This is a genomic window from Olivibacter sp. EAT-5 (genome assembly GCF_044784325.1).
Classification (GTDB): Bacteria; Bacteroidota; Bacteroidia; order Sphingobacteriales; family Sphingobacteriaceae; genus Olivibacter; species Olivibacter oleidegradans.
This window is the reverse complement of record NZ_CP173028.1, coordinates 712,483-738,022: the sequence shown is the minus strand read 5'-3', so window position 1 is coordinate 738,022 and position 25,540 is coordinate 712,483. Positions and strand designations below refer to the sequence as shown.

Annotated in this window: 13 protein-coding genes; 12 read left to right on the top strand and 1 reads right to left on the bottom strand. The window is 42.9% G+C overall.

Features of this window, described 5'->3' with window-relative positions:
• Positions 1-196: 196 nt before the first annotated feature.
• From ACH11B_RS03030 to ACH11B_RS02990, 9 genes are all read left to right on the top strand, one after another.
• Positions 197-3,436: a SusC/RagA family TonB-linked outer membrane protein gene (locus ACH11B_RS03030; protein WP_377611625.1), complete on the top strand. Its 3,240-nt coding sequence runs from the start codon at positions 197-199 to the stop codon at positions 3,434-3,436.
• Between the two features lie 3 nt (positions 3,437-3,439).
• Entirely contained in the window at positions 3,440-5,284 is a 1,845-nt protein-coding gene (locus ACH11B_RS03025; protein ID WP_377611623.1) for a RagB/SusD family nutrient uptake outer membrane protein, read from the top strand.
• A gap of 19 nt (positions 5,285-5,303) precedes the next feature.
• The gene (locus tag ACH11B_RS03020; protein ID WP_130858067.1) at positions 5,304-5,981 is read left to right on the top strand and encodes a DUF3823 domain-containing protein; all 678 of its coding nucleotides are present in this window, start codon (positions 5,304-5,306) and stop codon (positions 5,979-5,981) included.
• A gap of 8 nt (positions 5,982-5,989) precedes the next feature.
• On the top strand, positions 5,990-8,044 hold the full coding sequence (locus ACH11B_RS03015) for a beta-L-arabinofuranosidase domain-containing protein (protein WP_377611621.1): 2,055 nt from the start codon (positions 5,990-5,992) through the stop codon (positions 8,042-8,044).
• A 60-nt stretch (positions 8,045-8,104) separates the two neighbouring features.
• On the top strand, positions 8,105-10,603 hold the full coding sequence (locus tag ACH11B_RS03010) for a glutaminase domain-containing protein (RefSeq protein WP_130858065.1): 2,499 nt from the start codon (positions 8,105-8,107) through the stop codon (positions 10,601-10,603).
• Between the two features lie 200 nt (positions 10,604-10,803).
• Positions 10,804-11,970, top strand: a complete 1,167-nt coding sequence (locus ACH11B_RS03005) for an endo-1,4-beta-xylanase (RefSeq protein ID WP_130858064.1) — start codon at positions 10,804-10,806, stop codon at positions 11,968-11,970.
• Between the two features lie 26 nt (positions 11,971-11,996).
• Positions 11,997-13,844 carry a glycoside hydrolase family 2 protein gene (locus ACH11B_RS03000; RefSeq protein ID WP_377611619.1) on the top strand — a complete coding sequence of 616 codons (1,848 nt, stop codon included), beginning with the start codon at positions 11,997-11,999 and terminating at the stop codon, positions 13,842-13,844.
• Between the two features lie 59 nt (positions 13,845-13,903).
• The gene (locus ACH11B_RS02995; protein WP_377611617.1) at positions 13,904-15,058 is read left to right on the top strand and encodes an aldose epimerase family protein; all 1,155 of its coding nucleotides are present in this window, start codon (positions 13,904-13,906) and stop codon (positions 15,056-15,058) included.
• Positions 15,059-15,066: 8 nt separating this feature from the next.
• Positions 15,067-16,095 carry a family 43 glycosylhydrolase gene (locus ACH11B_RS02990; protein ID WP_377611615.1) on the top strand — a complete coding sequence of 343 codons (1,029 nt, stop codon included), beginning with the start codon at positions 15,067-15,069 and terminating at the stop codon, positions 16,093-16,095.
• 34 nt (positions 16,096-16,129) lie between these two features.
• Here the strand turns inward: ACH11B_RS02990 and ACH11B_RS02985 are convergent, their stop codons facing one another.
• On the bottom strand, positions 16,130-17,992 hold the full coding sequence (locus tag ACH11B_RS02985; protein WP_377611613.1) for a family 43 glycosylhydrolase: 1,863 nt from the start codon (positions 17,990-17,992) through the stop codon (positions 16,130-16,132).
• 341 nt (positions 17,993-18,333) lie between these two features.
• On the opposite strand from ACH11B_RS02985, the gene ACH11B_RS02980 reads away from it, so the two are divergent.
• From ACH11B_RS02980 to ACH11B_RS02970, 3 genes are all read left to right on the top strand, one after another.
• Positions 18,334-21,483 carry a two-component regulator propeller domain-containing protein gene (locus tag ACH11B_RS02980; RefSeq protein ID WP_377611611.1) on the top strand — a complete coding sequence of 1,050 codons (3,150 nt, stop codon included), beginning with the start codon at positions 18,334-18,336 and terminating at the stop codon, positions 21,481-21,483.
• Positions 21,480-22,274, top strand: coding sequence for a response regulator (locus ACH11B_RS02975; protein ID WP_130858060.1), 795 nt, complete (start codon positions 21,480-21,482; stop codon positions 22,272-22,274). Before ACH11B_RS02980 ends, ACH11B_RS02975 begins: the two co-directional genes overlap by 4 nt.
• Before the next feature lie 220 nt (positions 22,275-22,494).
• Positions 22,495-25,539: a TonB-dependent receptor gene (locus ACH11B_RS02970; protein WP_130858059.1), complete on the top strand. Its 3,045-nt coding sequence runs from the start codon at positions 22,495-22,497 to the stop codon at positions 25,537-25,539.
• Position 25,540: the final 1 nt, after the last annotated feature.

Below are 25,540 nucleotides of genomic sequence, written 5' to 3'. Positions count from 1 at the left end.
TCAATCTTCTATAAGACAAATTGGCGAATTATTGATACAAATAGAGTATTTAAAGAATTGCTAAATCGTTTTCTTTGAATCCTGAGTCATGTTTATGCAAATAAGCGTGATTCAGACACTAGCCGTGCTAAACCGTTTTAAATTATTAATGCTAACTGAACAAAATTAATGTGCCAATAAACTTAAACAATTTCTTATGAGGAGGAATACGCGCTTTTATTCTGAGTGGCTGCTCATCAAATTGCCTTTGATGAAAACACTGCATCCACCATTTCTATTAAAAAAACCGAGCAGCTATTTTTTGTGCTCAATCATTTGTATTCTTTGCTTTCCTTGGAAGAATACTTATGCAAAATCAACGTTCTTTGCACCGCCAAATTCACACTTAGAAGCACAGCAGCGGGAGATTATTGGCAGTGTAGTAGACGAATCTGATTTACCATTGCCCGGTGTAAGTGTGAAGGAGCAAGGAACAAGTAATGGTACATCTACTGATGAAAAAGGGGCTTTCCGTTTGATACTACAGAAAAGTAACGTCATTGAGATTTCATTCGTTGGCTATATGTCCCAAACTATAAATATCGGTGATGATAAAGAAATACGAATTATGTTAAAACCCGATGCCCAATCTTTAGAAGAGGTGGTGGTTACGGGCTTTGGATTATCACAAAAGAAAGCCTCGGTAACGGGAGCGATTTCGACGATCGGTTCAAAAGATATTGCACGTTCTTCAGCGCCCAACGTTTCTGGTGCGCTCGTCGGAAAAGTTGCTGGGTTGAATACGAGGCAAACTGATGGTAGACCTGGTTCGGGTACACAAATACGAATTCGGAATATGGGAAATCCCCTTTATGTGATCGATGGTATGCAGTCAGATCAAGGGCAATTCAATAATTTAGATTTTAACGATATTGAATCTATATCGGTATTAAAAGACGCTTCTGCTTCTATTTACGGCGTACGAGCGGCTAATGGCGTAATAGTTGTGACTACTAAAAAAGGTGCTAATAACTCAAAAAACACGGTATCTATAAATAGCTACTTTGGTATGCAGGATAATTTTAAATTTGTTGATCCTGCTGACTCCAAAACCTATGTGCACAATTATGTACAAGGTGAAACGTTACGCGGCACCGATAGACAATATTCCCGCGAAGAATACGATAAGTGGATGGCAGGAACGGAGGTAGGTTACCAAGGTTTCAATTGGCTCGATTTTATTTGGGAAAGTGCTCCCCAGTATTACTTGAATGCTAATTTTAGTGGTGGAACGGACAAATCAAATTATTATGTTTCTATTGGACGCTTGCAGCAAGATGCCACTATCAAAAATTACGGTGGTTTTGAACGGACCAACCTGCAAATGAACTTGGACAGCAGAATTAATGATCGCTTTAAGGTTGGTTTTCGTATGAATGGCCGTCTGGAAGAACGGGTGAACCCTGGTGTTCCGGGGGGAGACGACTACTGGTTGCCTCGATTTGCTGTTCTTCGTAATTTACCTACGCGCCGTCCTTATGCAAACGATAATCCACTATATCCACAACGTCCCGGCGACGATCCGCAGACAAATTTTGCTGTTCTGAACTACGAGCGGTCTGGTCGAATGACAGAGAACTGGAGGCATATTCAATTGCAGGCTAACGCCGAATACGAAATCATGGATGGTCTTACGGCAAGAATGCTGGGTGGCTATTATTATGGGAATCGTAAATTTGACAACCAAGAGTATACCTATCAGCTTTACCGCTATGATCCTGCGACAGACAGCTATCCCGTGGATTATTCCATGGACGACCCTTATCGTGAACGAATTTATGAAGAGATCGAAGAGATTACATCGAATGTCCAATTGGATTATAAGAAAACTTTTGGAGACCATAACATCAATACAATCGTGGGATTCGAAACCATTCAGCGCAGTGACCCACAAGGCCAGATTGTCAGCAGACCAACAGCTAACAGTTTGAACCTGATTAGTTTTGATGAATTGCGGACATTCAACGACAGAGGGAGGAATACGCAAGCACGTATGGGAATTATGGGACGTTTCAATTATGATTTTAGAGGTAAGTATTTGCTGGAATTATCGGGTCGCTATGATGGTTCCTGGAAATACCCTCCAGGACACCGCTGGGGTTTTTTCCCATCGGCCTCAGCTGGATGGCGGATTTCAGAGGAGGAATTTTGGAAAGGTCACGGCATTCATGATGTGATCAATAATTTGAAAATCAGAGGTTCCTATGGTACGGTTGGAAACGATGACGTCAACGGCTACAGTGCCTTTGATTTCCTTGCAGGATATAATTTCAGAAATGGTGCCGGTGCTTCAGTAATAGACGGCCAATATGTGATCGGTTCGCGTCCAAGAGGCTTACCGGTGACTACTTTATCGTGGACACGCTCCCACATCTTAGACGTAGGTTTCGAAATGGAAACCTTAAAAAATCGGATGACGGCTACGTTTTCTTATTTTAATCGCTTAACGACGGGCATTCCCGCAGCGCGCTATGACGTGCAACTGCCTTCCGAGCTCGGCTTTGGGTTACCTAATGAAAACTTAAATTCAGATGTTATTAGAGGAGTAGACGGGATGTTGCGCTGGGCGGACAACATCAACGACTTTAATTATAGTATTGGCGGTAACTTTACCTATGCGCGCTTCTACGATTGGGAGCAATACGACAATAGGAGAAGCAACTCGTGGGATATGTACCGAAACAGCATATACAAGCGTTACGGATACCTTAACTGGGGATTGGAAGCCATTGGACAGTTCCAGAGTTGGGAAGAGATTGCCAATTATCCGATCGACAATGATCGGCGCGGAAACACGACCCTCATGCCAGGAGATATTAAATACGCGGATCTCAATGGTGACGGGGTAATTAACAATATGGATGAACGTCCAATTGGTTACCGCGAAGATGCTACACCGATTTTGAATTTTGGTTTGAATTTCGCTTTTAACTACAAAGGATTTGACCTGGCCTTCGACTTCTCAGGTACGGCATTCTCTTCTTGGTATCAACGTTGGGAACAAGCTGTGCCATTCCAAAACAATGGTAATAATCCGACTTTTATTTTTGACGACGCCTGGCATTTGGCTGATGTTTGGGATCCCAACAGTGAATTAATTCCCGGTAAATTCCCTTTGGTACGTTTGAATCAAGGCGACCATAGCAATTATTGGGGTAGTACATTTTGGAAAAGTAATGTAGTCTACGTGAAGTTACGAAATATTGAGCTCGGCTATAACCTGCCCAAAACGTGGTTAAGCAAAGCAAAAATTTCAGGCATCCGTGTATATATGATGGGGCAGAATCTCTTTGCCCTGACAAATGTGCAAGGGGTCGATCCCGAGCAGCAAGATCAGAATGGCTTGGGCTATCCGACCATGCGTATGTATAATTTCGGTTTAAACCTTCAATTCTAACACATGAAAAAAAGATGTTTTTATATAGCAATCCTCGCGGGCGCTTTACTAAATAGCAGCTGCCAGGATTTTCTTGATCAAAAACCCGATACCATATTAACAAACGACCAGGTTTTTGGTGATCCCAACTTAATTCGTTCAGCACTCGCAGATTTTTACGATCGCATCAGCTGGGGGCAACGGCCTGGAGGAGGACAATATGATTATACCGTATTAGATGAAGCGATTAAGTATGATTTCGACCAATTTAATAGTTTTGACCGTAACCGTTGGCGCGTTTACGACTATGGGCTCATCCGAAGTTTCAATCAGTTTTTACAAGGATTGAACGAAACAGATGCCCTGACCGATACCGAGAAAGCGCCCTTGATTGGAGAAGTACGATTATTACGTGCCTGGTGCTATTTCAATACGTGTCGAACATTGGGTGGCATGCCCATAGTAGGCGATGAAGTTTTTGATTATGTGCCTGGTGTAGACGTTACCGCTTTACAATTTCCAAGAGCGACGGAAGCGGAAATGTACGATTATATTATCAGTGAGTGCCAGGCGAGCGCTGAACTGATGAGCGGAGACAAAACAACTAATAATGCACGCGCCAATAAATGGACGGCAAAAATGTTGGCAGCTCGGGCAGCTCTATATGCTGGTTCCTTAGCGAAATACAACAACATGATGCCGGCGCCTATACAAACAGCTGGTAGAGAGGTGGGAATTGAATCGGCAAGGGCTAATGGTTATTATGAAACGGCTCTTGCAGAAGCTACAGAGGTGATCGAACAAAGCCCATACGAACTTCAAGACCGGAGGCCGGAAGACAAGGCGCTCAATTTTTATGAAGCAGTATGCGTTAAAGAGGCCAATACCGAAGTTATTTGGGCGCGTGACTATATTTTTCCTGGGCAAACACATGGTTTTACAGGAGCGAATCTCCCCACATCGATGGCACAGGATGCCAATACCAGCTATTTGTCCATCCTTTTAAATTTGGTCGAGGAGTTCGAACCTATTAATACAACAACGCCTGGCCAAGGTAGTAAATTTGAGGTCGGTAGTTTCGGCGGAACGCCGCAGTTTTTCGAAACGGCAAGTGAATTATTCGAGAGTCGGGATCCACGGTTAGCGGGGACGGTATTATATCCGGGGTCTACATTCGCAGGCGCCGAGGTAGTTTATCAGGCCGGGCAATTGAATAGAGAGGGCAACGCGTGGATGAAACGAGAAGGTGCTGCCAATAGTACGGCGAATGGTCAGTTGCTGACTTCCGAAAATGGGCCGATTTTCAATTCTGCCCTTCGGCTAGTTAATAAGACTGGTTTTGGTATCCGCAAATTTTTAGATGAAACGCCTGCTGCCGGAACCATTGGTAGAGGGTCAGAAATGTGGGAACCCCGTTTCCGCATGGCAGAAGCTTACCTGATTGCAGCTGAAGCGGCCTTTGAATTAAATGGTGGTAGTAATGCCGTCGCCTTGTCGAATATCAATGCCGTGCGTGCACGTGCGGGTGTACAGCCATTGACAGTACTTACTTTTGAAAATATCGTACATGAACGGCGCGTCGAGTTCGCATTCGAAGATCATCGCTATTGGGATCTGTTACGCTGGCGGCGTGCGCATATTGTTTGGAACGGGAATCCACGTAATGAACAAGCCGGCAGAAGAGGCTTGTGGCCTTATCGGGTTGTCGCATCAGGGGATCCTAACAATGGCAAGTGGGCATTCGAGGTACGGAATATGGATTTTATTTATCCAAATCCTTTGTATTTTGAACTGCGTCATTATTACAGTGAATTGGATAACGGTTGGTTAAATAACAACCCGAAACTGGTAAGAAACCCCTATCAGTAACATAGTTTAACTAAAGAATATGAAAAAGTATTGTATATATAGCTTATTAATTTTCGTGACGCTCCTTGCGGGTTGTGGAAAAGACAATTATGATGAACCCACCTCTACATTAACGGGTCGAATCGTTTATCAGGGAGAACCTTTGCAATTGAAAGGGACTAATGAGAGCGTACGCGTTCAGTTATTTCAGGATGGTTACGACTTTCGGACGCCATTGGACGTTTTCGTCTCCCAAGATGGCAGCTTTTCCGCTAAATTATTTGACGGACACTATAAATTGGTTACCAGAGACGGTAATGGTCCCTGGCTTAATACCCGCGATACCACGGAAGTGGAATTAAGAGGGACGGCTTCCGTGGATTTGGAAGTAACGCCTTACTTCACCATCTCTAATTCATCGATCTCCTTGAGCGGTAATGTGATGAATACCTCTTTTACGATTAATCAAATTGTGGATGCCGCGCAGATCGATCGGGTAATGCTGCTCCTCAATACGACCACCTTCGTTGACGAAGTGGCTAACGTTGTACGAGCCGAATATACGGGTGATGATGTTCAGGTCGGACAGATGGCTTTAAATGTGGATTTTTCAGACGAGCCTGACGCGGTCAATGGACGTGCGCTCTTCGGGCGGATATGCGTTTGGCCAAGTGGTTCTGATCAAGGAATTTACTCACCAGTTGTTCGCCTTAGATAAAAATTGCAATGATGTTCTATAAATCCTTAATTGTCGCATCCTGTTTAAGTCTATCGATCCTAAATCCGACGAAGGCTATTGAGGAGGTTACCAATGTAAGCCGCCCCGATACAAGTGCATCTAATAAGCATTACGTATCCAATCGGAAACCGCTGCGATCTGCTTATTTCGTTAAATTGCCTGTGGGTTCTATCCAACCAAAAGGTTGGCTTCGGAAATACCTGGAATTACAGCGTGACGGATTGACGGGACATCTCGGGGAAATCAGTGCTTGGCTAGCAAAGAAAAATAATGCCTGGTTAAGTAAAGATGGAAGTGGGGATCATGGCTGGGAAGAAGTTCCTTATTGGTTGAAAGGTTATGCTAATCTTGGCTATATTTTAAAGGACGAACGGATTATTCAGGAAGCGAGGATCTGGCTTAACGCCGCGTTGGAAAGCCAGCGAGAAGACGGTTACTTCGGTCCATTGATTTTAAAAGATGGCAAACCCGACCTCTGGGGCAATATGATTATGCTGTGGTGTTTACAATCGTACTACGAGTATAGTCGTGACGAGCGGGTGCTATCTTTTATGGAAAAGTATTTTGCCTGGCAAAATCAACTTCCGGAGGAGAAGCTACTCAAGGATTACTGGGAGAACAGTCGGGGAGGGGATAATCTCTATAGCATTTATTGGCTTTATAACCGAACACAGGGAAAGGAATGGTTGTTGGACTTGGCAAAGAAAATCCACCGAAATACGGCCGATTGGAAGCAGCAACATAACCTTCCGAATTGGCATAATGTGAATATTGCGCAATGCTTCCGTGAACCCGCTACTTATTATTTGCAAACTGGCGATCCGAGTGATCTCGAAGCTAGTTATCGTAATTTTGATATTATCCGCGAACGTTTCGGCAATGTACCAGGGGGCATGTTCGGCGCAGATGAAAATGCGCGGGAAGGCTATGCGGATCCACGACAAGGAGTTGAGACCTGCGGCATGGTCGAACAAATGGCCTCCGATGAAATATTAATGGGAATAACCGGTGATCCTTTTTGGGCAGATCATGCCGAAGAGGTTGCTTTTAATACCTATCCTGCGGCCGTAATGCCTGATTTCAAGGCTTTACGTTATATTACGAGTCCGAATATGTCCATCAGTGATAGCAAGAACCATCATCCGGGCATTGATAATAAAGGCCCCTTTTTAATGATGAACCCTTTCAGTTCGCGATGCTGTCAACACAACCATGCACAAGGATGGCCTTATTTTGCCGAGCATATTTTTATGGCCACACCGGATAACGGTTTGGCGGCCCTGCTTTTTGCGGAAGCTGTTGTGACAGCAAAAGTGGCAAATGGACAGGAGATTAGCATTGAATCGGCCGGGCATTATCCTTTTGATGATCAGATTTCCTTTACCGTACATACAGCAAATGGGGTAAGTTTCCCCTACTATATACGGATTCCAAATTGGTGTAATCAAGCCAGTGTACTGGTTAATGGTAAAAAGGTGCAACAAGCCTTTAAAGCGGGTTCTTATGTTAAGATCGAGCGAACATGGAATGATGGCGATAAAATTACCTTAACATTGCCCATGGAACTTTCTATTACAAAATGGAAAGAGAATAAGGGAAGTATCAGTATTAACAGAGGACCGCTCACTTATTCTTTAAAAATCCAAGAGCAATATATCAAAAAAGACAGCAAGGCCTCTGCCATTGGGGATTCTAAATGGCAAGATAATGCAGATCCTGAAAAATGGCCATCTTTTGAGATACTGCCTAACTCGCCTTGGAACTACGGAATCGTGTATGCTGGCCAGAAACCAGGAGAAATAATAGAAGTAATAAAAAGCGAGTGGCTGGAGGATAACTTTCCTTTTACGCCTGACCATGTCCCGGTAAGATTAAAAGTTAAAGGTAAACAAATTCCGGAGTGGAAAATCGATCAATATGGGTTAACGGATGTATTACCAGCCAGTCCGGTACAGGTGAATACGGAGGCAGAAGAGCTAGAACTTATACCCATGGGGGCAGCAAGGTTGCGGATTAGTGCTTTTCCGGTGATTAAGTATTAGTTTTAAGGGATTAGCTAATAGCTAACAATGGATATACTAAAACAAACAATACAATAGAAGATGAAAAAAAACATCATTTTTAGTGCGTTAATGATCAGCTTAGGCCTCCTGTCAAGTTGTGGAAGTGGTGCAGATAAACAGGCCTCAGCGGAAAAGAAACAAGGTTTAAGGGCACCTGCTTATCCCTTGATTACGCATGATCCTTACTTTAGTATCTGGTCTTTCGGAGATACGCTGAATGCACAGTCAACTAAACACTGGACGGGCGAGGATCAACCACTTGTAGTACTGGCTCAGGTGGATGGCAAAGTATATCAATTAGTGGGCAAAGCAATTTCGCTTTTGGAAGATGTAGTGCCTACCGCACAGAAAAAACCTTATGAAGTTCACTACACCTATGCAAATCCGGGAACGGGTTGGGAAGCAACTGATTTTGTCAATCAGTCTTGGGAGGCCGGAACAGCACCTTTTGGCGATAATTCCGTGGATAATCCGATGAAAGCCGCATCACGTTATGATAAGGAAATTTGGTATAAAAGGGAATTTACTTTGGACAAGCTTCCAAATGATCCGAAGTTACTGATTAGCCATGACGACGCGGTGCAAGTTTTTATCAATGGCGTATTGGCTTATGAAGACCCGAATTTTATTCTAGATTATGGACAAAGAGCTCTTTCGCCCGCGAGTATAAAAGCACTGAAGCAAGGTAAAAACACTTTAGCTGTACATTGTCGTAATGATCGGGGTGGCGCCTTTATCGATGTCGGTTTGGTACAGGAACGGAAACTGTTGGATACCGAATTGGCAAAACAGACGTCTGTGCATCTAACGGCGACACAGACTGAATACTCCTTTGATGCCGGCGGCGTAGCCATTGATTTAACTTTTACTTCGCCTTTATTGATGGATCAATTGGAAGTATTGGCTAGACCCGCATCCTATCTAACTTTTAAATCAGTGTCGAAAGACGGGAAAGCCCACGATGTAAAAATCTGGTTTGCATTATCGGGAAAAGTGAGCGCTGATAAAGCTAAACAGGAAGTGAAAGCAGCTATAGAAGATCATGATCAACTACTGGTACAATCGGTGGGGACAACGAGTCAGCAAATATTAGGTAAAAAAGGAGATAATGTTCGGATTGATTGGGGAAAAGCATATATCGCGACCACGAAAAAGGCTTCTATTAAATCAACTCCAAACAGCTTGCAGGGTTTTGTCGCAGATATTGCAAAAAAGGGTGCTTCTTCTGAAGCAAAAATTGGCGCTGCATCCGATATGCTGATCGGTGTGGAGATGACCTTAGGGCAAATAACGGATGCAATCTCAGAACATTTGGTGATTGCTTATGACGATGAATACTCGGTACAATATTTCGGAAAGAATTTGCGCCCGTGGTGGCGTCGGGATAATAAGACAAATGCCCTAGATATGATTCAAGCTGCGGAGAAAGACTATGATCGTTTAATGCAGGCCTGTCAATCTTTCGATGAAAAATTATCGGCCGATGCTCAAAAGGTAGGCGGTGAGCAATATGCCGACTTATGTAACCTTGCCTATCGACAAGCAATCGCTGCGCATAAAGTAGTAGCAAATACCAATGGGGAATTGTTGTTTTTCTCGAAAGAAAACTTTTCAAACGGTTCCATCGGAACGGTGGATGTTACCTATCCTTCTGCGCCGCTTTTTATTTTGTATAATACGGAGCTTGCGAAAGGTTTGTTACGTTTTATTTTTGAATATTCGGAAAGTGGTAGATGGAAGAAGCCGTTCCCTGCCCATGATGTCGGAACGTATCCTTTAGCCAATGGTCAAACCTATGGAGAAGATATGCCGGTGGAAGAGGCAGGTAATATGATTACCCTTACCGCCGCTATAGCTTTGCGGGATGGCAATACGAATTTTGCGGAGAAACATTGGGAAACCCTGACCACTTGGACTGAATTTTTAAAGAAAGAAGGACTCGACCCGGCAAATCAGCTCTGTACCGATGACTTTGCAGGACATCTCGCGCGCAATGCTAACTTATCTGTGAAAGCGATTATGGGAATCGCTTCTTATGCGAAACTAGCAGAGATGCTAAAAAAAGAGGACGTAGCAAAAAAGCATTTCGAATTAGCGAAACAAATGGCCGCCCAGTGGATGAAATTGGCCGACAACGGTAATCATTATACCCTTGCTTTTGGCCAAAAGGATACTTGGAGTCAAAAGTACAACCTCATTTGGGATAAGCTGTTGAAATTGGATATATTCCCTAAGGAAGTGGTAGAAAAGGAAATTGCTTATTACAAGACAAAACAGCAAACATATGGTTTGCCCTTAGATAGTCGAAAAACCTATACAAAATCTGACTGGATTTTATGGACCGCTACCTTAGCGGATGATACGGATTTTGAGACGTTCGTAAGCCCGGTGTGGAAATTTGTGAATGAAACACCGGACCGTATCCCCTTGAGCGATTGGCATGAAACAACCGATGGTAAGTCAGTTGGTTTTCGTGCACGATCGGTGGTAGGCGGCTATTTTGTGAAGATGCTAGAGAAGGAAATGTTGAAAAAGTAAACAGCAGTCGACAGTCCGTTTGAAACGAAGTTTTAACTCTTAAAATAAATTAAATCTGAAAGCTGATTGCTGAAGTCTGACAGCTAAATTGAGACAATATAAAGAAAAATTGACACAGTGCTAATTGGTTTATCGTACGATAATCATTTCCTTTGGTTGGAAGATTTTTTATCAAACGACAAACCAATTAGCAAATCGATATGAAGCTATCAACATTATTACTAGGTATTTCATTTATTCTCGCCGGAGGATGGCTGACGGGCTGCTCGTCAACCAATAATAAAAAAGAAAATGAACATACCGAGGAAGCTGCGGAAACGCGCTGGTCGACAGAAGACGCCAACGAATGGTATGAAAAGCAAGCTTGGCTTGTGGGCTGCAATTTTAGTCCAAGTACGGCGATTAATCAGCTGGAAATGTGGCAAGCGGATAGTTTTGATACCTTGACTATCAATAAGGAATTAGGCTGGGCGGCGGATCTAGGCTTTAACACAGTTCGCGTATATCTTCATGATTTACTTTATGAGCAAGACAGTGCGGGCTTCTTGAATAGAATGGAAACTTTTCTGGCAATTGCCGATAAGCATCATATCAAACCACTTTTTGTATTTTTCGACTCTTGCTGGGACCCTTTTCCAAAATTAGGAAAGCAACGCGCCCCAAAACCACATGTCCACAACTCGGGATGGGTGCAAAGTCCTGGTTCGGAAGTGTTAAAAGATAGTACCCAATACCCTAAATTGGAACGCTATATTAAAGGGGTTGTGACGCATTTCGCCCAAGACAATCGCATTTTAGGTTGGGATGTTTGGAATGAGCCCAATAATCCCAATAAAAGTTCTTACGGAAAAGTAGAATTAGAGAATAAGGACAAGTATGTTTACGAGTTGCTCAAAAAAACCTTCGATTGGGCGCGTGCTAGTCAGCCAAGCCAGCCCCTAACGTCTGGTTTATGGGATGGCGGCGACTGGTCTGATTCAACGGCACTGACCGAAATACAGCGTTTGCAATTGGAAGCGTCAGACATTATTAGCTTCCACAATTATGAAGATCCCGCATCTTTTGAGGCGCGCATTAAGCAGTTGGAAAAGTACGGGCGGCCTATATTATGTACAGAATACATGGCCCGGCCAAACAAGAGTACTTTTGAAGGTAGTTTGCCCATTGCAAAGAAATATAATGTAGGGGCTTACAATTGGGGTTTTGTCGATGGGAAAACACAAACCATTTATGCATGGGATAGCTGGTCTAAGTCTTACGACGCGCCGCCTAAGGTTTGGTTTCACGACATTTTAAGAAAAGATGGCACACCTTATAGTAAAGAGGAGGTTGCCTTCATCAAATCGCTTACTAAAGCAACAAATTAATATTTTATTCACATATAAAAGAACGCATGACACGTAACTTGATTTTTGGATCCTTACTTTTAATTAGTTCGCAGTTCGCTGTGGCGCAAGACGCAAATTGGAAGCCTGTTGGCGATAAAATCATGTCGCCTTGGGCAGAGAAAGTAAATCCGAAAGAAACGCTACAAGAATATCCTAGGCCGCAGCTTGTACGGAAGGGCTGGCAAAACTTGAACGGCCTTTGGCAATACGCCATAACTTCGAAAACAGAACAAAATATACCAAGTAATTTCCAAGGACAGATTCTTGTCCCTTTTGCCGTTGAATCTGCTTTATCAGGCGTTGGAAAAACGGTTGGTAAAGATCAAGCTTTATGGTACAAAAACACCATTAAATTAGAAGCCGTAAATAGCAAGGAAGATGTACTGTTGCATTTCGGAGCAGTAGATTGGCAATGTGACGTATACGTAAATGGCCAACAAGTGGGTAGTCATCAAGGTGGTTTCGATCCATTTTATTTTAATATCAGCAAATACCTTAAAAAAGGAAAGACACAAGAGATAGCGATCCGAGTGTGGGATCCAACGGATGAAGGGCCTCAACCACGTGGTAAGCAGGTGAAAAATCCGGAAGGTATTTGGTATACGCCCGTTACCGGTATATGGCAAACTGTTTGGCTGGAAAACGTTCCAAAAACCTATATAGCTCATACAAAGCAAACTCCGGATGTCGACAAAAAATCGCTAACATTCTACGCGCAAGTAGAGGGCAGCCAAAGCGGTGATCAGGTTAAAGTGCTTGCACTGGATGGTGATAAAGTTCTGGCTGAACAGACTGTAACGGCAGGGTCAGAAGCAAATTTATCGGTCCCCGGCGTAGAGTTATGGTCGCCATCGAACCCTAAACTTTACGATCTACGCGTATCGGTTCTTCGGAAAGGAAGGGTAATAGATGAGACGACAAGCTATTTCGCCATGCGTAAAATATCCATGGCCAAGGATGGTAAAGGTATTCAGCGGTTAATGTTAAATAACGAGTTCGTATTCCAGTATGGCCCATTGGATCAAGGGTGGTGGCCCGACGGTTTGTACACGGCCCCAACCGACGAAGCGCTATTGTTTGATATTGTAAAGACAAAAGAAATGGGCTTTAATATGATCCGTAAACACATTAAGGTAGAACCTGCTCGTTGGTACCGTTACTGCGACAGTCTTGGTTTGCTGGTATGGCAGGATATGCCAAGTGGCGATTTAGGCGGTAACCGTTGGGACAATCATCCAGGGCAGCTCTCAGGGTATAACTTGGATAAAGAACGTTCCGCTGAATCAGAAGCCTATCACAAGAAAGAGTGGAAAGCTATCATGGACGCTTTGCATAACTTCCCCAGTATCGTTGTGTGGGTTCCATTTAATGAAGCTTGGGGACAATTTAAGACCAAGGAGATTACCGAATGGACTATCCAATACGATCCGTCACGTTTGGTTAATAGTGCCAGCGGAGGCAATTTCTTGAAGACAGGACATATTTTGGATATTCACAACTATCCTGATCCTTCGATGCCCGACCCAGCATTATTTGGCGAAAAACAAGTATTGGTACTGGGCGAATTTGGTGGTTTAGGTTTGCCAATAGAAGGTCATACCTGGCAGGAAAAAAATAACTGGGGATACCAAAGCTTTAAAAATAAAGAGGAGCTTTTAAAGCGTTATACTAAACTGATCGAAGACTTAAAACGATTGATCCCATTAGGATTATCGGCTGGTGTATATACCCAAACAACGGATGTGGAGGTTGAAACGAACGGAATGATGACTTATGATCGTGAAGTGATCAAGATTCCTGAAACACAGTTGAATCAACTGCATCAGACGCTCTATCAACAGTCTATACAATAAGGGTTATATTGAAAAAATGGGACTAAATCGAGATGAAGAATCAAATTTAGTCCCACCTCATGAAGACAGATATGAAGATAAAATACTATGTTTATTACATGTTGGGCTGTATAGCCCTTTCGTGTAATAACCCCGCAAGAGAAAACAACGCAAATGAGCACAGCGTAAAAGAAACAACAGCGTTTGATAGCCAAATCGATGGTAAAGAAGCGAAGCTTTATACAATCAGCAATGGAAAGGGATTAACCGCAACACTCACGAATTATGGTGGCAGAGTTGTCAGTTTAACCGTACCGGATAAAGATGGTAAGCCTGTCGACGTCGTTTTAGGTTTTGCGACAGCGGCGGAATACAAGGCCTCTTCAGAGCCATATTATGGTGCTACGATCGGCCGTGTAGGGAATCGGATAGCGAAAGGGAAATTTGAATTGGATGGAAAGGCATATAGTATCTTTACCAATAATGGGCAAAACACCTTGCATGGCGGAAAAAAAGGGTTTCAGGATGTAGTGTGGGATGCAGAACAAGCAAGCGACTCTTCACTTGTTTTGCGATACCGTTCACCCGATGGTGAGGAAAATTTTCCAGGAAACTTAGAAGTTAAAATAACCTATACCGCCACCGCCAATAATGGATTGCGGTTTGATTACGAGGCAACTACTGATAAACGCACGCCCGTTAATCTTACGAACCATGCTTTCTTTAATCTGAACGGGGAAGGCTCGGGCACCATTAATAATCATCTTTTACAAATAAACGCAAATAGATATACACCAGTTGACAGCACCCTGATTCCGCTGGGTAATTTAGCTTCTGTCAAGAATACGCCCTTTGACTTCACAACAGCGCAAGCCATTGGTAGCCGCGTAGATCAGGACAATGAGCAATTAAAATTCGGAGGTGGGTACGATCATAATTTTGTACTCAACAAAGGGAATAAGTATGGTTTAGCAGCTACTGTTACGGGTGATAAGAGTGGCATTGTTATGCAGATCTTTACCGACGAACCGGGATTGCAGTTTTATGGAGGCAATTTTATGAAGGGACAAAATACCCTGAAAAGCGGCGTGAAGGATGACTATCGAACATCTTTTGCTCTAGAGACTCAGCATTTTCCGGACGCCGTAAATCAACCGGACTTTCCGTCGATCATTCTGGACCCGGGCAAGGTCTACAAAACGACTTCGGAGTACGTCTTTTCCGTTACTAAATAGGGTGTAGAATGCGTAAGTTTCTCCTTTTTTCGCTGCTCTGTTTTGCGCTCGAATGTGCTGCTCAAGAGCCTGATCGATATGGCAATCCGGTATTCGAACCTGTACTGGCAGATCCATCCGTCATAAGGGATCCAAAGACGGGTTTGTTTTATGCATTCGGCACAGCTGACGACTGGGGAGATGGAAAAGGGCCGCGATGGGTACCCATGTTGCAATCAAAGAATTTAACCCAATGGCGTTACGTGAAAAATGCTTTGCGGCAAAAACCGCAATGGAAAGAAAAGGGAGGTATTTGGGCACCAGATGTAAATCGAGTAAATGGGAAATATTACATGTACTACGCATTTTCTACTTGGGGAGATCCTAACCCTGGTATCGGTTTGGCAATTGCCGACTCCTTAAATGGAGATTTTATAGATCAAGGAAAAATATTTCTCAGCGCAGAGGTGGATGTGCCAAATTCTATTGATCCATGCTTCTTTGAAGATCGAGGTAAAAAATACCTTTTTTGGGGAAGTTTCAGCGATTTACCAACACAAGGAACTTATGCCATTGAACTTAGCGAAGATGGTAGATCGGTTGCTGACATCCACAAAAAAACAAAAATAGCAGCTGGCGATTGGGAAGCGGTTATGATTCATAAGGAGGATGATTACTACTACTTCTTCGGTTCAAAGGGCTCTTGCTGTGAAGGCTTAAACAGCAAATACCATGTGCTTGTTGGAAGATCAAAGCATTTATTAGGACCTTATCTAGATAAAGAGGGGTACCCAATTACTGAAAGAGGACGAGGTACTTTACTGATTCAAGGGAATGACCGGTTTGTAGGAACAGGGCATAATGCCCGTCTTATTAGTGATGACAATGGGCAGGACTGGTTCTTGTATCATGGTTTCAATGCCCGGAAAGGAAAGTTAAGCAATGGTACGGATCGTCGAGTCCTACTCATGGAACCTTTGTTTTGGAAAGATGGTTGGCCTGAAATAAAAGGGCAAGGAACTTCTTCTGCCAAACAAAAGGCTCCTGTATTTAAATAACTCTTTTCTCGTGCTGTTTTAACAGCTATTTACCTTATTTTATTCCTACTGTTAAAAACCTGAAGGAATTCGAATCGACTTGAAGGATGGGCGGATTTCCGCTATGCTTGAATTTAAGACCAATAAATGCTGTCTTTCTAGGTGCAACCTGCCCATTTTTGAAATGGGTATGAAATACATAATGCAAGTTACCCTGCTTGTCTTGAATAAGGTCTCCATGGCCGGCGCCATCTTCCCCAATTAATCTTTTACTTATAATGGGATTGCCTCGATGCTTTTTCCACGGCCCCATGGGATGCGATGAAGTGGCATAACCGACGGCATAATCGGGGTTTCGAAAATCATTGGCTGAATATAGAAGATAATAAAGTCCGGCATGTTTAATAACGGTAGGTCCCTCCGTAACAGGCCAGCGCGCGTCGGATGTATTTTCCCAAGGTTCATCGGCACGAAGGCATTCGCTGGCAGTTTCCTCTTTAATTTGACTTAAATCATTTGACAATTCCGCACAGTAGATCCGATTGCCATCCTGTAAGCGCACAAAATAGAGATAGGCTTTATTTTTATCAAAAAATATAAACGGATCGATTTGTTTGGTAGGTCCATTGAGGGCGCGTTTTGTGTCTTGCGTAAAAGGACCAAGTGGGCTATCGCTGCTAGCGATCGCAATTTGTTCGTTAGCAGTATAAGCCATGTAAAACCTATTTTTATATTTAAAGACCTGCGGCGCCCAGAAGCCCATTGTGCCGAATGTATGGTCTTTATGCAAAGCGTAACCGTTACGATCGCGACCAACAGGACCTGTCCAGTTTTCGAGGTCTACGGAGCTATATACTTGAAAACCATCAGGTGCTCCAGTACCGTACAAGTAGTAGGTGCCATTGTCATAGAAAATGTGAGGATCAGCTAAAGTAAGCGGTGCGGAATGGGTGCTCGCATCTTCGATCTTAGGCCAGCCCTCCTGATAATGGATTCGCTTGATAAGGGCTACACGTCCGTAGCCATCTGGTTTGCCCGTGTTGGGATTGATGGGAATGGCATGATAAGCGATAAAGATATTGCCCCTCGGATCGCGGAAAATGGAATTATGCCCCGGAGCCAGCCATAAACTATCCTTTTCAAGCAAAACACTCCTGTTAGACCCCTCAAAAACACCCAATCGTTCGAAGGGCCCAAAGGGGTTTCTTGCACGAGCGATCATCACCGCATAACTGGCTTGAGGCCCACAGCAATTATCACCTGAATAATAAAGATAATAATAGCCTTGGTGGTAATCTACCCATGCTCCTTCAATTAATTTATCGTATTGTGCTTCTTGTTCCGGATGCATAACGTCAATCGATTTTGAGCCCTCACGAAATGCTGACCAATCATCCGTCATTTCTTGCACCTTAATCGGCGCATGACCTGACCCCCAATAAAGTAGTTTCTTTTTGGTTTTAGGGTCTATAAAGGCCATAGGATCGATATTCACAAACCCTTCTCCACATAACAAAGGTTTGCCCGAATCCTTAAACGGTCCAGCGGGGTGTTTAGCGTAAGCGACACCTAGGCATTTTCCGTTCCCCGATTCGCCGGAATAAAAAAGCACAAACTGATTTATGGCACTATCAAATAGCACGTGAGGAGCCCAAAAATCGCGATCCGCCCAGCTTGGTTTTTCGGGGAGAGCGTCGCCTAAAATAGTCCAATTTTGAAGATCTTTGGAACGGGCCACCTGGATATGGGCTAGTTTATCATCGATATTGCTATTGGTTGCATAAGCGTAATAAAATCCTTCAGTGTAAATAATGGTTGGATCAGGAAAATCTTTATTGATGATCGGGTTCTTGATGGCCTGCCCGAACGAATAATGGATGAACAAAATCGATAGAATCGAAAAAATAAAGCGCCTCATGTAATAATTGGTTATTAGACCTCAAATAACGTAAAATGAAAGGAAAAGTGGCTCATCCGATTGTATCAAACTTTCGACAAATTATCTTTCGCTACATGTCTCGCCCAGGCCAGGTAGCATAGAAGCGTTAAGAACGGGTACTATCAACGAGCATATCACCACTTAACCAATTATTAATTTATTTGAATATAAATAAGACCTTATTTGTCTGTATCCGAATGAGATCCGAACAAGGTCCGAATAAAAGCTGACTAAAGTCCTGTTTTATTGATAGTCATTCATACTAAAAGTCAGATGCGACCTTGTTCGAAATGAAAAGAAATATTAAGTTTGAATTAGCCATGATAAAAAAACTAATCAGCGTATTCCTGTTTTGCCTGTTCGTAAAACTACTGTATTGTCAACCTTATTACTTCAAGCATTATCAGGTTGAAAACGGCCTTTCTAATAATGCGGTTATTTGCAGCATGCAGGATAGTAAAGGTTTTATGTGGTTTGGTACACGCGATGGTCTCAATCGATTCGATGGTTACACCTTTAAGGTCTTTAACCACAATCCACAGGATTCACTTAGCTTAGGAAATAACTTTATACACAGCCTGTTTGAAGATCGCCTCGGGAATATTTGGGTTGGGACCGACTTAGGAATCTATATCTATGATCCACTTACGGAGAAATTCAGCCACTTTGTTCATCATCAAGACGCGGCGATCGCTCATATTCAAGCAGACGAGGAAGGTAATATCTGGTATACGGCCTTTTCATCCTTAGTCCGATACCAGACCCAAACAGGGCAAATTAAGAACTTCGGAAAGCTAGGAATGAGTTCAGTAGATGCAGTGTCAGTAAGTAAAACGGGTGTATGGGTCGGCTCTAGCAATGGTGAAATTAAGCTGCTTGAACCTAAATGGGAAAAGACAAAACGCTTTGAAGTTTTCGGAAAACAATCGTCCATCGGTTCGAGACCGGTTACATGTCTTTTATGGGACGAGAACAAAGAAAGGCTCTGGATCGGCACGGCTAAGGAAGGACTAAAGTTATTATACCCGCTAGACGGATCCTATCAGGATCTATTAAAAAAAAGTGAAAATCAACTGCCCATTTATGTGCATGATATCAAAAGGACGGATGAGGGGCAATATATGGCAGCTACTGAGCTGGGCGTTTTCATCTACGAAGATCGACACAAACGCTTTGTACATTTAAAAAAGGAAGATAATAATCAATGGTCCATCAGTGATAACGCTGTTTATACTATTTGTCGTGATACCGAAGGCGGTATTTGGGTTGGCTCTTGGTTTGGAGGTGTCAGTTATTATCATAAGCAGCATACTTTCTTTGAGAAATTTTTCCCGCAAAAAGGAGAGAATAGTCTTATAGGAAGTGCTGTTCGTGAAATAACGGCAGACAGCTATGGAAATTTATGGATCGGAACGGAAAATGGTGGATTAAACAAATTGTCGCTGACAAGCGGAAGATTTGAACATTTTTCGGTTCAAGGTAAACCTCAAGAACTATCTTCTTCCAATATTCATGGCTTATTAGCGACTGGGGATACTTTATGGGTGGGAACCTTTCACCAAGGCTTAAACCTTATGCGTATATCCACCGGCGAAGTTTTTAAACAGTATACTGCTTCCAATGCGCCATTCCATTTGGGAAGTAATTTCATTTATACCATGTTACGCCTCCGTTCCGGCGAAGTACTATTGGCGACAGACAGAGGAATCTATGAATATTTATATGAAAGAGAGGGGTTTCAACTTGTACGTAATTTTCCGTCGAATATTTTTTATACATCGCTTTTTGAAGACCGGGAAGGTACGATTTGGGCGGGCTCTTGGCGAGATGGCTTATACTTTTACAATCCTAAAACAGGTAATAGAGGAAGGTATAGTCATCAACCGGGCAATATCGCTACGTTGACAAGTAATCGTGTGACTTACATTACGGAAACAAAAGACCGACAGCTCTGGGTCGCTACCGAGGAAGGGCTCTGTCGCCTGGACAAGTCGTTGGGAAAGTTTAAGCAGTATCAATTTCCTCAATCTATGCAAAGCCTATTGGTATGTACAGTACAAGAAGATAATCATGGGGACCTTTGGATCAGTACATCAAAAGGCTTGATCCGTTTTAATCCGCGCGCAAATACCAGTCGTTTTTTTGGAGTTGCAAACGGGCTTTTAAGCGATCAATTTAACTATAATTCCGTTTATAAAGCACAAAATGGTATGTTATACTTTGGTACCGTAAAGGGTTTAATTCGTTTCAATCCGCGGCGATTGCAAGACAAATCCTTTGTACCACCCGTTTATTTTACCGGATTTCAGGTTTATAATAAAGACCTGACGATTGGTGAAAACGGCTCGCCCTTGAAAAAGTCGATTACGTTTACCGATACCATCATTTTAAGACATAACCAATCTACCTTTAGTATCGACTTCGCTGCGCTTAGCTATACATCTCCTGAAATGACAGAATATGTTTACAAGATGGATGGCTTGGATCCCGACTGGACCCACCTTCAGGCAAACCGAAAGGCTTACTTTACTGAATTACCACCCGGCGAATACATTTTTCGGGTTAGTACAATCAATAGTTTAGGGGCCCGTATCGGGAAGGAGGCAATCTTATCCATTCATATTTTACCGCCATTTTGGGCTAGTAAAGCGGCTTATCTTTTATATACCGTATTGATTATAGTATTAATCTATTATATCGTAGGCTCCTATCACCGCCGTCTGCGGGAAAAGAATAGGTTAAAATTGGAACAGCTTGCACATAAAAAAGAAGAGGAAATGTATCGCGCAAAAATAGAATTCTTCACGCAAGTTGCACATGAAATAAGAACACCCTTGACCCTTATAAAGGGACCTATGGAGAAAATTATTAAACAAGTGGACGAAGTGCCGACTATTCGAAAGAATTTGTTGATAATGGAAAAGAATACCAATCGTTTGTTGGAGCTATCGGGGCAACTGTTAGATTTTAGGAAAACCGAGGAACAAGCCTTTGTGCTCACTTATCAACATCTTGAGGTAACACAATTTCTAAAAGATCAAGTAGAAAGGCTCGGTCCAACAGCGATGGAGTTGCGTATAAAGATTAAGTTAGAAGTGTTAAAGGAGGAATTATGGGTATATGTTGATGTAGAAGCCTTAGACAAAATGTTAAGCAACTTATTAAATAATGCCCTTAAATATGCGGCTAGTAAAATTGTTATTCGTTTACAAAAGGAAGAACTCTTTTTTCGAGTCATTATCGCTAGCGATGGAGAACGAATACCTCCCCATCTACAAGAGAAAATTTTTGAGCCCTTCTACCGGATCAAAGGGAATACGAAATCTGTTGGTAGTGGTCTGGGCCTAGCTTTAGCGCGTTCGCTTGCCGAAATGCATCGAGGCAGCTTGATTTTAGATATTAAGAATAACGAAAACTTTAATACATTTGTATTATCGCTACCACTTAACCATAAAGAATCTGATCTATGATAAATACCCTACAAACCACTACAAACAAACCTGCTTTGCTGCTGGTAGATGATCACCGTGAGATCTTGGATTTTTTAGCAGATGATCTGCAGGAACATTATCAAGTATTTACCGCTAATGATGGACGAGAGGCTTTGAACTTTTTAGCGGATGAAAGTGTACAGCTCATCATCAGTGATATTATGATGCCCGTAATGGATGGCTATGCTTTATGTGAGACCGTCAAATCTACCGTTGAATACTGTCATATTCCCGTTATTCTACTAACAGCAAAAAATACGTTGCAATCCAAGATACAAGGGCTGGAACTGGGTGCGGATGCTTATGTCGAAAAACCGTTTTCTCCAGAGTACCTGCAAGTTCAAATTGCCAATTTGCTGGCCAATCGGAATAAGTTGCGCGAGTACTTTGCATCCTCTCCATTGGTACACATAAAAACGATGGCCCATTCGAAGTCAGATGAATTGTTTCTCGAGAAATTAAACGATTTGATTCATCAGCGATTGGAAAATCCAAATCTAGACGTGGAGCATTTAGCCGACTTAATGTGTATGAGCAGGCCTACCTTATATCGGAAAATTAAAGCAATATCTAACTTAACCCCGAATGAACTGATTAATGTTGCTCGACTTAAGCGGGCTGCGGAATTGTTGGCTGAAGGCGGATTGAAAATATATGAGATAGCTGAAATGGTAGGATATAGTTCGCAGACCCATTTCGGTAGGAATTTTCACAAGCAATTCGGCGTTTCTCCTTCAGAATATGTAGAGAATCTTAAACAGCGAAACTAACCGTTTTTTTTTTCTTGTAGGAACTTGTCAGTATGTTGATTGCTTAAGATTCGTCTGAGTGCAATTGAATGGGTATTTGGAAGCTTCTTGATACAGCTAAATTGACACAATATGCTGAAATATTGATACGCTTCGTTTAGCATTAACAAGCATGCAGCACCTACCTTTGGTTATCGACGAGGGAGTTCTTCGCTCCTTTTTTACTAACCAATGAGAACGTATGCATACTAGTCAATTGTTAAATGGAAAGGGCAGTGTAATGAAGGTATTCTTTTTACTGATTTTCTTCATCTGCCTTTCGGTTTGCCTGTGGGCGCAAACCACCATCACCGGCTTAGTCCGGGACGAATCAGGCGCACCTTTAGCCGCCGTAAGTGTAAAGGTTAAGAATACAAATACGGGTGTTTCAACCAATCAAGAGGGGCGATACCGTATTGAAGTTCCCAATCAACAAGCCGTTTTGGTTTTTTCCTATGTTAGCTATACCACACAAGAGGTTGCCTTACAGGGAAAGGAGGAAATAAATGTAACCCTCTTGCCTGAAGAAAATTCGCTTGATGAGGTAGTAGTAGTAGGATATGGTACACAACAGAAACGGGATTTAACGGGCGCCGTTTCGGTGGTAAAAACGTCTGAATTGACAAAAAGGCAAGTAACAACCATGGGAGAAGCGCTTCAGGGACTGGCGTCGGGTGTTAAAGTGCGCGGAGCGGGACGGCCTGGAGCGGAAGCCAGAGTGGAAATTCGTGGTTTGAAAAATTTAAGCGGTACCAATCCACTCTACGTGATTGATGGAATGATTACAACCGCCAATCGGGATTTTAATCCCAACGACATCGAGTCCGTACAAATTTTGAAAGATGCTTCTGCTGCGGCAATTTACGGTTCGCGCGCTGCTAACGGTGTAATCATCATCACAACAAAAAAGGGAGCCAAAGGGCCGATGAAGGTACAGTTCTCGGGAACAACGAGTGCGCAAACTACACCTCGCTACAAGTTGGCGCAAACAGAAGAGTTTGCCAGACTTAATTATATGGCCTATGACAATGCAGGAGCTACTAGACAAGATTTAGATTTAAGTCAAAATACCGACTGGCAGGATGCGGCTTTCCGCACAGGGAACATGCAAGATTTGAATCTCACTTTTTCGGGCGGTGGAGAGAGTGGTAATTACCTGGTATCGGGGAATTATTTCAAAAATGATGGAACCGTAATCAGCACCGGGTTTGATCGCATAAGCTTTCGCGTAAATACACAAGGTACAAAGGGTATTTTTAGTATCGGTGAGAACCTAGCAATCAGCAATGCAAAAGCTGATGAAATGTCGGGCAACCCTATTGCAGATGTCGTACGGCTTTTGCCCACCATTCCGGTATATAACCCGAATAACCCGGGAGGATATGGATATGGTGATGAACGGAGGGCGCGGACCTTTGGTAGCAATCCCGTGGCGATTGCTGATTTGGATGATCGGTATAACGAAAATCTACGCATTCGCGGAAATGTCTGGTCTGAGTTGAAGCCGGTTGAATTTCTAAAGTATCGGTTTAACTTAGGTTACGAAACTAGCAGCGATCATTATGCCCATTTACGAAAGCAGGGTAACTGGTCCTTAAATCAAGAATTTCAACCTTCCATCGCCGATGAATATCGTGCTCGCTTTCAATCGATATTAGTAGAAAATACGCTAGCATTTAATAAAGACTTTGGTAAACATTCGGTCAACGCGGTAGTTGGTCAAACCTATCAACGGGATTTATATGCACGTATCTCCGGGATGAAAAGGAATTTAGTCCCTGATGGAAAGGGCGGCTATTACAGTGAGCTCGATCAGGGAAATGAGCCGCAAGCAGGGGGGTATCGGCAAGAAGCTATTATTTTATCTTACTTAGGGCGTATTGAATATAACTACGATAATCGTTATTTATTAAATGGTGTTATCCGTCGCGACGGAAGTTCTCGTTTGGGTCGATCCAATCAATGGGGAAATTTTCCCTCCATATCAGGAGCTTGGCGAATCAGTAATGAAAAATTCTTTCAGAAAGAATGGGTTAACGATTTAAAGTTAAGGGCTAGTTATGGACGGCTTGGAAATAGCACGACGAGTACAGACCTAGCTGGAAATAGTAGTGCCAATTATTGGGATTACTTAGCGGTTATCAACACATTTTCGACTATCGCCATGGGTCGTGATCAGTTGATTTATCCCGGTGCTACCCAGGTCGCGCTGGTTAACCCTGACCTTCGCTGGGAAACCTTGACGCAAAAGAATTTCGGTGTCGACGCTACGTTATTCAATAATAAAATTACGTTAACAGCCGAATATTTTATTGCCGATACGAAGGATGTCTTAACGGCCATGCCTATTGCATTGACAACAGGCCATGATGGAAGACCACCAATAGCCAATGCTGCAAGTCTAAAAAATACCGGTTTTGAACTTTCTTTGGGTTATAATGAAAGCAGCCGAGAGTTTAAGTATTATGTAAACACCAATATTACGACGCTCAAAAACAAAGTGACAAGCTTAGGGTATGGTCGGAACAACATTTTTGTGGGGAATACCGTCACGCAAGTCGGGCAATCTGCCGGTATGTGGTATGTGCTGGAAACGGATGGGCTTTTCCAATCCCAAGAGGAGGTAGACAATTATAAGAATGCAGAGGGAAGAGTTATACAACCTTCGGCCAAACCAGGTGATATACGGTTCAAAGACCACAATGGTGATGGACAGATTACAAATGATGATAAATTGGTGCTAGGATCTCCTTGGGCAGATGTTGAACTGGGAATTAATCTAGGTGCTTCTTATAAGAACCTTTCTCTTACCATGAACTGGTTCGGTGCTTTCGGCGCTACGGTTTACAACGGTTATCACAGCTTAGTAGATCGTTTTGATGATAACTCCAATTATCGCGCCGGCATACAACCCTGGACGCCTGAAAATCCTAATACAGATGTGCCAAGAATGTACTACGGTTCTACGTTGAACTCGCGCGGAGACACCGACCGCTGGCTTGAAAGCGGTAATTTTATGCGTCTTAAATACATCAGTTTATCATATACACTTCCTGAAAGCTGGTTGAAACGCATTGGCTTCCAAAGCGGACAGGTAACACTTTCGGGACAAAACCTGCTGACCTTTACCGGCTATAAGGGGCTCGACCCCGAGTTTAACAATACGAATATATACGAACGCGGGTTTGACAATTTTAGTTATCCAAATCTCAAGACCTATTCGCTGGGTTTGCAATTTGGATTTTAAA